We start from the raw sequence: 13,286 nt of genomic DNA on the forward strand, positions 1-13,286 counted from the left end.
ACTATTTATTCCTATGTGTTTTTACGCTATAAAGTAATAGTAAAAACATATTGGATTCTAAAGTTAATTAAAAATGATGTAATAAAGATTGATTTGTGTTAGGGTTCTGTTATTTTTTAAACACCAAAGATGCAGAATTCACACAATAACGTTTTCCCGTTGTTTTTTTAGGACCATCATTAAAAACATGCCCTAAATGACCATCACAAACTTTACAAGTTATTTCGGTACGAACCATTCCAAATTTATGATCGGCAATAAAGTCTACATTGTCTCCAATATGATTGTCAAAAGAAGGCCAACCCGTCCCAGAGTCGAACTTGGTTTCTGATTTAAATAGGGGAGTATTACATGCAGCACAGTAATAGGTTCCTTTTTTATAATGTTTATTGTATTCTCCTGTAAAAGGTCTTTCAGTTCCTTTTTTTCGGAGTATTTGATACTGTTGGTCGGTTAATTGTTTTTTCCATTCTTTATCTGTTTTAACTATTTTCTGTTGTGCTATAGATGTAGTTGTAGCTAAAAACAAGAAAGCAAAAGCCATTTTTAATATTGAATTCATAAATAAACGTTTACAATTAGGTCGAATGATTGGTTACATCATTACGAATTTAGTTTCAAACTGTATCTTTGTAAAGATCAAAAATATAGAAATATGAGAAAAGTAATAGCATATATATCTATTGTTGCTTTTGTAGTAGCATGTTCTACCGTACCTATTACAGGACGAAAAAGATTAAATTTTGTATCTGATAGTCAGATATTACCTACGAGCTTTGCACAATATGATGCCTTTTTAAAAGAAAACAAAATATCTAAAAATGGAGCTAAAACTGCCCAAATTAAAAGAGTAGGTGGGAGAATTTCCAAAGCAGTAGAAAAATTTATGAGAGCAAACGGTATGTCTGCAGAAGCCGATGCTTACCGTTGGGAGTTTAATTTGGTAGAGGACAAACAGCTAAACGCATGGTGTATGCCAGGAGGTAAGGTAGTTTTCTACACAGGAATTTTACCTGTTGCTAAAAACGAAAATGGAATAGCTGCTATTATGGGACATGAAATAGCACATGCTTTTGCAAAGCATGGACAAGAACGTATGAGTTCTGCTCAAATTCAGCAATATGGAAGTGCAGCTATAGCTATTGGAACAGCAGGTAAAGATGAAAAATCTAAGCAATTGTGGAATATGGCTTATGGAATAGGTTCGCAGTTAGGAATGTTAAAGTATAGTAGAACGCACGAAACGGAAGCGGATAAACTTGGAATGGTGTTTATGATTATGGCAGGATATGATGGTTCTGAAGCGATTAGAGTTTGGGAACGTATGAAAGCATTAGGAGGAGCTAAACAACCTGAATTCTTAAGTACACACCCATCTAATGATACTAGAATTCGCGATTTAAAAGCTTATTTGCCACAAGCAAAGAGAGAAGCTTTAAAATATAAATAGACAGAATTTGTTAAAAAGTAAAAGGCTAGAGAAGAAAATTCTAGCCTTTTTTTTATCTTAAAATTTCAAATTCTATATCTACATCTACTTCTGGCCACTCTGAGTTACCATCTAGTTTTACACGGTTTATTTTATCTATTACATCCAAGCCTTTGGTTACTTGTCCAAAAACGGTGTGTTCGTTATTTAAGTGCGAACAATCCACAGAGGTTTGCATAATAAAAAACTCAAAAGGACTAGACATTTTATGAGGATTGTTGACCCAACGTCTACTGGCTGATAAAGCCCCTTTTTTATGGATAACACCTTCTCTAAACTCAGCAGGTAACCTATATCTATTTAGTTGAATTCTGTAGGTGTCCACAATAGGGAGTTCAGACCATCCTCCTTGAATAATAAACTCAGGGACAATTCTATGAAAACACGTTTTATTGTAGTAACCGTTTTTAATTAGATAAATAAAACTAGCTCTGTGTAATGGAGTTTGTTTATACAAGGTAATGTGCATATTACCCAGTCTTGTTTTTAGTAATAACTTGGTTTCTGGGTTTTTTCTACCGTAATCTAAAAAGAACTGTCTTACATTTTTCTGATTGATAACATCTTTAATTAGTAAATCTTCTTTTTTTAAACGAATAACTTTCTCTTCCTGTTTAAAAGTTTTAGCAATCTTTTTTTTAGGTTCTTCTTTAGGTTTGGTTTGTACCTCTTTTTTTTGAGTTTTTTTAACTTCTGTTTCTACCTTAGAAGTCTTTTGCTCATTTCCACAAGAAACTAAAAAACAAAAAAAACTAGCCCAAGCTAGTTTTTTTAATGCTACTGTTTTAATCGATAATACCTGCATATAAACTTTTAACAATTCCATCGGAAAGACCAATTTTAGGAACATATATTTTTTTCGCTTCGGACCATTTCATGGCAGAAACATAGATTTTTGTTGCTGGAATAATTACATCGGCTCTATCCTGATTTAAATTCAATTCTGAGATACGATCGTTGTAGCTCATAGATTTTAAATACTTAAAGTTGGCTCTCATATATACAAACGATAGAGGAGAACCATCCGAGCGTCCGGACATTTTATAGATCTTATTAATGTTACCACCAGATCCAATTAAAGAGATGTTTTTAATACCAGAAGTATTCGTTTTTACCCACTCTTTCATATCGTCCCAGTTATTTTTTAGGGCATCTTTTTGGTTTAACATTCTAACCGTTCCTAGTTTAAACGATTTGGAAGCGGTAACTTTTCCTTTTTTGTAGACTGTCATTTCTGTACTACCACCTCCTACGTCAACGTATAAGTAAGATTTAGAATCGTCTAATAAATCTCCTAAGTCGGTATTAGCAATAATCTGAGCTTCTATTTTACCATTTATAATGTCAATTTTAACACCAGATTCATCTAATATTTTCTGAATTATTTCTTTCCCGTTAGATGCATCACGCATTGCAGAGGTTGCACACGCTTTGTATTTTTCTACTTTATGAATTCCCATTAAAAGTTTAAAAGCTTTCATGGCATCTGTTAAAGCAGCTATTTTCTCTTTAGAAATTTCACCTTTTACAAAAGTGTCTTCACCTAAACGAATGGGTACACGTACTAAAGCAGTCTTTTTAAATTTAGTAGCGTAATCTTCGCTTTCAATAATATCTGTAATTAATAGCCTTACCGCATTTGAACCAATATCTATGGCTCCATATTTCTTTATATTAATCAAAATAGTAGTACTAGTTTTAGTTTATCTCTTAGTTTTTATGTTTTTTGGGAGTTTCTACCAATATGGTTTTTCCCGGTTTAATGTTTTTCCAATGATCTGTATCAAACTGGATTCCTATAACACCACAAGTTGGTACGTGTGCAATAGGTTTGCTTCCAAAAGTATTTACAAAAGTATTAATACCATGATCATGACTAAAAACAATGGCTGAATTGTATGCATCGTCTAAAGCTCTAATAGTCTTTACCAAATATCCATCGCTAAAACTATACAAAGATTTGCTAATCTTTAAGTTGGCCATGGGAAATTCTAACACGTTACAAAAAATAATTCCAGTGTGTAATGCTCTGTTAGCACAGCTAGATATAAAAGCATCTGGCTTGTCTATCTTCTTTTTTAAAACATTAGAAACAAGGTAGGCATCTTTAATCCCTCTTTTTTTTAGAGGTCTGTCCATATCCTGAATTCCTTCATATTCCCACGAAGACTTTGCGTGTCTTACTATATATATTGTTTTCATACACTTTTAGATTCATTAAGGGGCTAGTCGTTCAATTTTCCATTCAAAATTTTCTAACAACGTATATCTAATTCTATCATGCATTCTATTAGGTCTTCCTTGCCAAAATTCAATAGAAACAGGTTTAATTATATATCCTCCCCAATGTTTAGGTCTTGGAATTTCTTGTTTTTTAAATTTATCAGAGAACGTTTTTAAATTGTTTTCTAATTCTTCTCTAGAAGCAACCACTTCACTTTGATTAGATGACCATGCTCCTAATTTACTTCCTTCCGGTCGACTTTCAAAATATCCATCGGATAAATTTTCGGCAACTTTCTCTACATTTCCTTTTATGATTACCTGTCTTTCTTGTTGTTCCCAAAAAAAAGAAGCACATACTTTAGGGTTGTTTGCCAATGCTTTCCCCTTTTCGCTATTGTAATTGGTGTAAAAAATAAAACCTTCCCAGGTGAATTTTTTAAGTAGTACAATTCTATTTTTTGGGAAACCATCTAAACCAATGGTAGCTATGTTCATAGCGTTGGTTTCAGAGCTGTTTTCTGCAGATTCTGCCTCGTAAAACCATTGCTGAAATAATTCTATAGGGGCATCTGGTACATTACTTTCCAGTAATTCAGATATTTGATAAGTCTTACGATAATTACTTAAATCGTTATTCATTTTTTGTTCTGATAGTATAAAGTCCTAAAAATGTGAATAGTCCATTTAAAATTAACAATTCGTATCCAAATTTGTATCCTCCTAAGAGTTTTATACTGTATTCGTTTGCAAAATAAGTAAAAATAATAGCAAGAACAGCTATAAATAGGACCCTCTTCTCGTTGATTTTAAACTTTGTAAAGATACCAAAGGCAAAAAGTCCTAATAGAGGTCCATATGTGTAAGAAGCTACAGTTAATAGACTACTAATTACATTGTCACTTAATATATGTTCAAAGAGGATAATTACTAAGATTAAAATGGCAGACATAAATATGTGGGTTCTTTTTCTAAGTCGTTCTTGTTCTTTTGGTTTTTTGTTTTCAATGCTTAAAAAGTCTATACAAAAAGAGGTAGTTAAGGAGGTTAAGGCACTATCTGCACTAGAGTAGGCAGCAGCTATTAAACCTAGAATAAAAATAATAGCAACACCAATTCCTAAACCACCATTTATGGCAATTTCTGGAAATAGTAAATCTGTTTTTGGATTTCCGTTTACAATTGGAATTTGAATTTGCTCTTTTTGAGCATAGGTAAATAGCAGTGCACCTAAAATTAAAAACAGAAAATTAACTACAATAAGTGTAGGAGCAAAAGATAACATGTTCCACTGTGCTTTTTTAGTATTCTCACAAGCAAGGTTTTTCTGCATCATATCCTGATCTAGTCCTGTCATGGCTATGGCTATAAAAGCTCCTCCTAACATAGATTTTAACCAATATTTCTTATCGCTAGCATCATCTGTAAAGAATATTTGTCCGTATTTTTCTTTGTAGGTATCCGATTTTAAAAAATCGGAAAAAGTATAGTCTAAGTTTTCTAACAAAGTATACCCAATATAAAACAAAGCAATTAGCATGAATAAGGTTTGTAGCGTATCTGTCCATATAATGGTTTTTATGCCTCCTTTTGCCGTATAAATCCAAATTAATAAAACAGAGAAAATAACGGTTATTTCAAAAGGAATTCCCCAAGCTTTAAACATAAATTGTTGGAGTACAGAGGCAACTAAGAACAATCTAAAAGAAGCACCTAAAACACGAGAGACTAAAAAAGAAAAAGCTCCCACTTTTTGACTATTACTACCAAAACGTTGCTCTAGGTTACTATAAATAGATGTTATGTTGTGTTTGTAGTAAAGTGGAATTAAGATATAAGCAATAATTAAATAGCCTAAAAAGTATCCAAAAACTACCTGCATGTAACTTAGCTGACTACCGCCAACCCAACCGGGAACCGAAATAAAAGTAACTCCAGACAAGGAAGCTCCAATCATACCAAAAGCTACAATGTACCAAGGAGCTTTTTTATTGGCTTTAAAAAATGCTTGGTTGTTGTTGTCCTTTCCTGTAAAAAAGGCAATAGCGTATAAAACCAAAAAATACAAACCTATAATTAATGCAATAGTGGTAGGTGTCATGCTTTATTTTTAAGATGATTACAAAATAAAGATTTTTTTTATTCTAGGGGTGTTATGCTTACTTTTGTTGGCTATGGAATTCTCGTCTAAATTATTGGAAAGAGCGGTTAGTGAAGTTTCTCAGTTACCAGGTATTGGTAAAAGGACTGCTTTACGTTTGGTGTTGCACCTATTAAGACAGCCAAAAGAACAAACGAAGTATTTAACGCAGGCATTAGATAATTTGGTAGACGATATTAAATTGTGTAAAAGTTGTTACAATATTTCTGATGTAGATCTTTGTGAAATTTGTGCGAGTCCTAAACGTGATGAGACGACCATTTGTGTGGTAGAAGATGTACGCGATGTAATGGCAATTGAAAACACTGCACAATTTCAAGGTTTGTATCATGTGTTGGGAGGGAAAATATCACCAATGGAAGGAGTTGGTCCCAATAATTTACAAATAGAAAGCTTGGTGCAAAAAGTGCGATCTGGATCTGTAAATGAATTGGTTTTTGCTTTGAGTTCTACCATGGAAGGGGATACCACTAACTTTTATATTTACAAGCAGATAAAAGATATGGGGGTAAAAATATCAGCCATTGCCAGAGGAATATCTGTGGGAGATGAGTTGGAATATGCCGATGAAGTTACACTTGGTAGAAGTATCATCAACCGTGTCCCTTTTGAAAAGTCTTTAGGCTAGATTGTTTTCTAACTATTTTTTGCTTTACGGAATATTTCTTTTTAGGCTTTTTAAATTTGGTTTTAACATATTCAACAATACAAGCCCAAATAACATTCAAAGCTGCTATAGAATCTTTTAAAAGTGATTATTGGATTGTGTTTTTTCTAATAATTTTAACAATACGGTTTATTGAAATTTCCGATAAATTCCATTCATAGCCATTAAAATCTGTAGTATTTACAAATTGAATCACAATTGCATCTATATCTTTGTGATATTCTGCTAGGCTTTGATAACCAACTACCAAACCTCCATGGTTGTATTCGTATGGATAAATTTCTTTTTCTCCGGCTTTAAAAATAGAACCATCGTTTAAGGCTCTTAAAAATATACCTACATCTTCTGCAGTAGCCAACATTCCATATTCACGAGCTTTAAAGTCTTTTTTAGATCCTACATAATATCCACTCATAACATTGTCTAAGTTGACTTCTGTAATCGAAAAAAAAGTATTTTTTAGTCCTAGGGGAACTATTATTTTCTCTTTGATATATTGATGATGACTGTATCCTAAAACTTGATCCATAATCTGACGAAGCAATAAGTAATTCGTGTTAGAATATTCGTAGCCTTTGTTAGGTTTAAAACTGGCAGGTAGATCTAGCGCAAAGTTTAAAGCATTTTTACCATTTTCTTGTTCGTTTTCCCAATAAGCTGGGTTATCTGTAAAATTGGGGATACCAGAACGATGTTGAATCATCATTTTTAAAGTGATTTCTTCAGCATTTTCTATACGATTTCTAAGTTCTGGTAGATAATCAACAAGTGTTTTATCAAAAGACAGACGTTTTTCTTTTACCAGCTTAGTAGCAGCTACAGCGGTGTATAGTTTGCTAATACTGGCAATTTTAAACAACGATTTAGGGTTGGCGAGTATTTTGTTTTCTCTATCGTTCCAGCCACCTGTGTAATATTTCGGTGTTTTTCCTGCTTGGTCTACATATACAATCATGCCATCAAAACCATGCCCAACTGCATCATTTACTTGTTCCTGAATTGTGTTGGGTAACGGTAAAATCCATGCTTTTACTAAAATCCAAGGTACATAAAACATAGAAATTATTGTTCCAAGGAATAACGGTACTCTTACAATCCATTTGGCTTTTCTATTTTTTATCATTTTTAGGTTTTAGTCAGTATGGTGGCATTTAAAAATAGTTAATTTTTTAAAGCTTCCATTTATAAATAGTGTCTACTTTTTGCTCTTTATTTTTTTAGTAATATCTTTATAATGTACACCGAATAATTTTTACAAAAAAGGACTATTGCTTAGGTTTATAAAAATCAGAATTACTTCTACTGGGCTAAAATAACTGGTAGAAAAGGCAACCTCTTTAAAATCTAAATTTACCAAATAGCCCTGTGTTTGGTAAATTTCTTGTTTTGTAATGTTATTTTAATTGGTTGTAGTTGTTGCAATTGTAGACGTTGCAATTGTGATGACCAGTAGCGCAATAATTGTGTCATGAAGTTCTTTAATCATCTTACCTGTTGCATCTGCAAATTCGTAGTCTTTAATAATACTTTTTATCTTAGTTGCTTTCTTTTTTGCAATCTCTTTGCCAAATACTTCTTTATTCAACCCGCATGAATCTACAAGACTAATTATCATAATTTCATCTATTTCCGCTTTCGATTCATTTATAACTACATCATTTAGTCGTTGTCTTATGGCATTTTCGGGCAATTCATTCTTTGTAGGGTATTTTTTATTTTTAAAAATCCACAATATTTTATTCTCTTTTTCTTCTAGTATTTCTAATGAAATTAGTTTTTTTAATACTTTGTTACGTAATATAGCTTCTTTATTCCCAATGGTTTTTATCCAATGGTTTACTTTTTTATCTTTCTTAGATTCTGATATTATATCTAAGCAATAATCCAGAACTACATCATTCAGTTTTTCACTGTTTGTTATCTTGATTTTATCTTCTATAATTTGAATTCTTTCTCTAATCGAAAGTTCAAATATTATTGCTCCTGCAATACAATATCCAAACACTATAGAATTCGATACAAAATTCCCTTTTTCATCATCAATAGCAAGCAGCACCAGCTTATCCAATAAGTTTAAATCTAGGTTATTGTCATTCATTTTTTTTGTGTTAACTGTTTTTTAGAACCCATTTGATGAAGTCTAAAATCGGGTCTACTTAAGTTACCTTCCTTTAGTAAAATACTAGGCACTGCTGCCTGATAGTCTGCATGGGGTTATTAAGCTAATTGTTTGTTTTATAGGTTGTTTTTTAAGAATAAGCTTGTTTAAAAATAGTAAACTTTAAGCGACTAAGAAAGCCAAAGTCTAACTTGTTTATTGTTACAATATGTTTTATTTCAGATAAAAATACATATCACACGGATTCTTTTTGCTCTGCTTTTTCTGATGCTTTTCAAAGATTATTTTTTTATTATCATAAATAAGCTTTTCATTCTTAAAATTTGTCGAGTAATATCCAGCATCTATTTTTAAAGTAAATGCATAGTAATTGTATTTAGAGCTAATTTTATGAGAGATATTTCTGTAGCTATCTTGTACTTGAAGTGATAGACAATTAGTTGTCACTTTATTTGCTTCTATTTTTGGAAATTTTAAAACTCCTTTTTCGTTTGTGTAATTTTTAGCAAGTACTTTTCTATTCTTTTTTAATTCACAGAGAACCGAAGAAATAGGTTTTCCTTTAGAGTTAATTAATTTGATTATAATCGAGTCATTATTTTTTTTAAAACTTTCAATGACCTCATATTTATATTTTTTTTCAAATTCATTATCAATTATACTATTTAGTTTTATGATGCTATCTTTTATTTTCCAGACACCTTGTGTTTTTGTCCAAAATACATCTAAGCCTTGATTGTATTTATAAAATTCGAACAGATTATTTTCTTTCAGTTTTAATCTAGCATGAAATAAATTACAATCATATCTGTACTCTCCTTCATATTCAGATTGAGAAAAAGTATCAATTGGATGTAAGCCAATTAATAGTAAAAAAAGAAGCTTCAGAAGTGTTGTTATAAAATATTACAACGGGTTTAATAAGTTGGATTTTTGGTAGATTAGCAGAGAAACTATCGGCCGTGACCACTTAGTTTAAAAGTAGTCAACTGAATGTTAGAAAGAAAGTCGAACATTGAAATTATTGGTTGTTAGCTAAAGATTTAATAATAATCCTATGTTCAAACTACTTCTACGATTTCTAATTTTCTCACCTTGATTTTTTTCAAATACTTCGGATATACCTATTTGAGCATCATACTCAGAAAATAACTGCATATTTTTATTTATGTTGAATTTATAACCAATTCCAAAACTTACACCTATGTCTACTTTTTTGTATAACTCGTTTACATCAATTTCAAGTCCAGAACCTTCAGCATTTAGTAAAAAACCTATATAAGGACCTAAATTTAAGAACCAGTTTCGGTTTCGACTGAAATGAAAATTACTAGTAATTGGTATTGTAAGATAGTTTAATATGAAATCTGTATGGAAAGTTTCATTGTCTACTGTTTCTGATAAAGATAAAGAGCCTTGATATCCTTTATTATCGTAAATTGTTTTGATTCTAAGTCCTAGTCTGTCAGAAAAGTAATATTCTCCAACTGCAATGAAATTATTCGAAATTTTTGACCCTGAGTTTTGGTCATTTGTGTCTGTAAGAAAAGAAAGGTTAATTCCTCCTCCTAAACCGAATTCAATATCACCACTGTTTTGGGCTTTCATATTTGAAATAATAATGAATAAAAGAGGAAATAATAAATATTTTTTCATTCTGTCAATTTTAGCTAACTCGTTATACGTCTCCAAAAGGTTCACTTATCACACCTTAACTAGGGGGATAAGTGAACCTTTTAGGTGTTGTTATCAAATCAAATTTAACCAATTAGAACCAAACCATACTAATACTTTAGTGTGGTGCTTTTTTCTTAAAAACAAACAAAAAAAGAATTTTATGTAGAAAGAACTCCTTAGGGAGCTGCAATCAGTAAACTCCAGTATACTTTTAAAGAGTTAAGTGTTTAGCTTTATAGAAATTTTAAAATTACAAATATGTTAAGGTTAAACGAACAAAGAAAGTTATTGTTGTTTAGTGCACTTTTATTAGTGTTTACTAGCTTTCTATCTTGTTCTTCTAATAAAGAATCTATAGACGAAATAGTAGAGGATCCCATTGAAGAGCCAGTAGAGGAACCAGATGATGAAGAACCTACCCCCGAAACTTTAGACGAAATTACCGCGGCTGCTACTCAGTGTAGACCTGGGTTCGACAATCCGGAAAGAGCACATGATATTAGTGGAGCTGTAAATGTAGGTACAAACGATGATAGAACTTGTTATGCAGATTACTACGAAACTACCTATATGGGGAAAACTTGGGGTGCATACAATATTACACACGGTTCTAATCACTTAGGTACCACATTACAACCTAGAATAGAAAGGTCTTTAACAAGAGCAAATACCAATGTTGGGAGTTATGTAAAATTTACAGGACTTGTTAGAATTTTAGAAACAGGGAAAACAAGTAGTTCTGGAAGTGATGGAACCTACATTATGCAAGCAAAAGGGAAACACACTGGAGGAGGTGGTTCTGCAGATCCTGCTATTTGTTTGTATTTAGCAAAACCAGTATATGGACCAGATCCTAACGATGCTACAAAACAAGTACAAGTTTCTTTTGATGTATATAGAGAACAAATAAACTATCGTGGTGGTTCTGGTGCAGATGGTAGGCAAATAGTTTTTCTTACCAATATTAAAAAGAACGTTGCTACTTACATTGAGTTGATTGTGGGGGTTAGACAAGATCCTACTGATGCTAGTAAAAAAATACACTATGCAGATGCTGTTATTGGAGACAAAACGTTTAATTGGAACATACCAGAACCTGAAAGAGGAACTCAGTCTGGTGTTAGATATGGAGCGTATAGAGTAAAAGGAGGAAGAGCACAAATTAGATGGGCAGATACCACCTTTAAAAGAATAGAAAGATAGATAGAGAACAAAACATAGTTTAAACCCATTTAAACCATCTAGATGAATACATTTAGATGGTTTTTTTGTGGAACACAAAAAATGTTTCGTGTGAATAAAGAAAGATGTATAAGTAAAAAAGTCGTCTAACTAAAGACGACTTTTTGGGTGTATTATTTATAGGTAACAGTTAGTTTACACGGTAAGGGATTAAATAACTATGCTTCTTTTTTTGGTACCATGGATCATTTGTTTTTTCTAAAAGTTGTGCCAAGGTAAGTAAGAGCTCTTTTTTTACTTTAGGCTGACTGTTCGCATCAATTTTATGCAATTGATAAGGATCTAATTGATTGTCGTAAAAGAAGACAGATTTAATAGATGTATCTTTTTTTTGATCCCACTGCTTTTTGTTTTCTTGTATGCAAAAAGTATAGCGTTCTGTTTCTACTCCTCTAGAATTACCTAACATAATTAACGCAGCTTTGGGTTTTTCTATAGCGTTAGGAATTCCTTGTAGAATAGGAGCGTAGTTAACTCCTTCTATACTTTTAGGAATGTGTTTTTCTATACCTGCCAAACCTAAAGTAGTTGGTAAAATATCGGGAACGCTTAAAATAAGATCTTCTGTACCAGGTTGTAATCCTTTTGGCCAGTGTACAATAAACGGAATGGCTAAAGACTCTAATTCTACTGCATTTTTCCCTGTTTTACCATGGCTTCCTAACATTTCTCCATGATCGGAACTAAAAATAACAATGGTATTGTCTAGTGCTCCACTTTTTTTCAACTCGTTTAGTACCAAGCCAATATAATAGTCGGAACTGGTTACGTTGGCATAATAGTGACGGGCGTAGTGAGCTACTTTTTTGTCTACATTTTTACGCACTACCAATAAATCGTTTACAGTAGGGAATTTATCCGTATCGTAGTTTTCTCGTAATACCTCCATGTCTGTATTTTTATCATCCCAAGGATTGTGCGGAGGATTCATAGACCAGATCATACAAAAAGGTTTAGAGGTATCTCTGTGTTTTCCTTTGTTTCTAAGATAGTCTATAATAATCTTGGCTTCGTTTTTGGGAGAGAATATCTTAGGCAAATGCAACTCTCCATCTTTTTTACCTTCTATTGTGTTTGGATCGTTAGAGTAGATGTGCGGGTTAAAATGTTCATCTTTTAATGCTTGGTAAAAATATTCTATTCCATGTCTTTTGGTACTTGGTATATAGGTGTCATATGTATTTACATGATGTCCACCAGGAGCTTTGGTAGTTCCTTTGTAATTTCCGTTTTTATCAAAAACAGGATCGTTTCTTAACCAGTGGCATTTTCCTATGTAGGCAGTATTGTATCCTGCCTTTAAAAACAAGGAAGGAATGGTTGGTATATCGTCTTTTAAACTATGGGGTCTACCTACTTTACAGTTGTTCCAAATACCGTTTTGTTCGGGATATTTACCAGATAGTAACATTCCTCTGTAAGGGCTACACAGGGGATAATTGCTAATGGCATGGGTAAACACAATACCATTCTTGGCTAGTTTGTCTATGCTGGGAGTTAAAACAGGATCTGCTTTTCCGTGTGCTAAACTTTTATAGGGTTCTTGCGACCAAAAACCAGCAGCATACCTTCGTAATTGGTCCGGAAAAATAATTAGGACGTTGGGTTGTTTGGTGTTTTCTTTTTTTTGTGCTTTACACGGGAGTACAGCACTAATTAAGCAAAAGCTTATAATGATATTTCTAAAATATAACATGGCAGTGTTTTT

At 32.4% G+C, this 13,286-nt stretch carries 13 protein-coding genes; 3 read left to right on the forward strand and 10 right to left on the reverse strand.

Annotated features, from left to right (window positions below; translation table 11 throughout):
• Positions 1-109: 109 nt before the first annotated feature.
• Positions 110-562 carry a peptide-methionine (R)-S-oxide reductase MsrB gene (gene msrB, locus ACXHHC_RS01455; protein ID WP_458227873.1) on the reverse strand — a complete coding sequence of 151 codons (453 nt, stop codon included), beginning with the start codon at positions 560-562 and terminating at the stop codon, positions 110-112.
• 93 nt (positions 563-655) lie between these two features.
• Here msrB and ACXHHC_RS01460 point away from each other — a divergent pair, with 93 nt between their 5' ends.
• Positions 656-1,450: a M48 family metallopeptidase gene (locus tag ACXHHC_RS01460; RefSeq protein ID WP_458227874.1), complete on the forward strand. Its 795-nt coding sequence runs from the start codon at positions 656-658 to the stop codon at positions 1,448-1,450.
• A 52-nt stretch (positions 1,451-1,502) separates the two neighbouring features.
• Here the strand turns inward: ACXHHC_RS01460 and ACXHHC_RS01465 are convergent, their stop codons facing one another.
• Genes ACXHHC_RS01465 through ACXHHC_RS01485 form a run of 5 tightly spaced genes read right to left on the reverse strand, consistent with a single transcriptional unit; the run spans position 1,503 to position 5,813 of the window.
• Positions 1,503-2,294 (reverse strand): peptidylprolyl isomerase, encoded by a 792-nt coding sequence (locus ACXHHC_RS01465; protein WP_458227875.1) that lies wholly within the window; start codon positions 2,292-2,294, stop codon positions 1,503-1,505.
• On the reverse strand, positions 2,275-3,171 hold the full coding sequence (locus tag ACXHHC_RS01470; protein WP_458227876.1) for a Ppx/GppA phosphatase family protein: 897 nt from the start codon (positions 3,169-3,171) through the stop codon (positions 2,275-2,277). The genes ACXHHC_RS01465 and ACXHHC_RS01470 overlap by 20 nt, the downstream gene beginning before the upstream one ends.
• Positions 3,172-3,199: 28 nt before the next feature.
• A complete protein-coding gene (locus ACXHHC_RS01475; protein WP_458227877.1) occupies positions 3,200-3,691 on the reverse strand; it encodes a SixA phosphatase family protein in 492 nt (163 codons plus the stop codon).
• Positions 3,692-3,706: 15 nt separating this feature from the next.
• Positions 3,707-4,354, reverse strand: coding sequence for a pyridoxamine 5'-phosphate oxidase (gene pdxH, locus ACXHHC_RS01480; protein ID WP_458227878.1), 648 nt, complete (start codon positions 4,352-4,354; stop codon positions 3,707-3,709).
• Positions 4,347-5,813, reverse strand: coding sequence for a sodium:solute symporter (locus ACXHHC_RS01485; protein ID WP_458227879.1), 1,467 nt, complete (start codon positions 5,811-5,813; stop codon positions 4,347-4,349). The genes pdxH and ACXHHC_RS01485 overlap by 8 nt, the downstream gene beginning before the upstream one ends.
• A gap of 73 nt (positions 5,814-5,886) precedes the next feature.
• Between ACXHHC_RS01485 and recR the strand changes: the two genes are divergently transcribed.
• On the forward strand, positions 5,887-6,501 hold the full coding sequence (recR, locus tag ACXHHC_RS01490) for a recombination mediator RecR (protein WP_458227880.1): 615 nt from the start codon (positions 5,887-5,889) through the stop codon (positions 6,499-6,501).
• Between the two features lie 127 nt (positions 6,502-6,628).
• On the opposite strand, the gene ACXHHC_RS01495 is transcribed toward recR, so the two are convergent.
• The 3 genes from ACXHHC_RS01495 to ACXHHC_RS01505 form a co-directional block, all read right to left on the reverse strand.
• The gene (locus tag ACXHHC_RS01495) at positions 6,629-7,663 is read right to left on the reverse strand and encodes a serine hydrolase domain-containing protein (RefSeq protein WP_458227881.1); all 1,035 of its coding nucleotides are present in this window, start codon (positions 7,661-7,663) and stop codon (positions 6,629-6,631) included.
• A 276-nt stretch (positions 7,664-7,939) separates the two neighbouring features.
• Positions 7,940-8,638, reverse strand: a complete 699-nt coding sequence (locus ACXHHC_RS01500) for a GOLPH3/VPS74 family protein (RefSeq protein WP_458227882.1) — start codon at positions 8,636-8,638, stop codon at positions 7,940-7,942.
• Between the two features lie 1,056 nt (positions 8,639-9,694).
• Positions 9,695-10,315, reverse strand: a complete 621-nt coding sequence (locus ACXHHC_RS01505) for a porin family protein (protein WP_458227883.1) — start codon at positions 10,313-10,315, stop codon at positions 9,695-9,697.
• A 279-nt stretch (positions 10,316-10,594) separates the two neighbouring features.
• Here ACXHHC_RS01505 and ACXHHC_RS01510 point away from each other — a divergent pair, with 279 nt between their 5' ends.
• Positions 10,595-11,539: a hypothetical protein gene (locus ACXHHC_RS01510; RefSeq protein ID WP_458227884.1), complete on the forward strand. Its 945-nt coding sequence runs from the start codon at positions 10,595-10,597 to the stop codon at positions 11,537-11,539.
• Between the two features lie 169 nt (positions 11,540-11,708).
• Here the strand turns inward: ACXHHC_RS01510 and ACXHHC_RS01515 are convergent, their stop codons facing one another.
• Positions 11,709-13,274 carry a sulfatase family protein gene (locus ACXHHC_RS01515; RefSeq protein WP_458227885.1) on the reverse strand — a complete coding sequence of 522 codons (1,566 nt, stop codon included), beginning with the start codon at positions 13,272-13,274 and terminating at the stop codon, positions 11,709-11,711.
• Positions 13,275-13,286 lie beyond the last annotated feature (12 nt).

It is taken from the genome of Wenyingzhuangia sp. IMCC45574 (genome assembly GCF_054182685.1).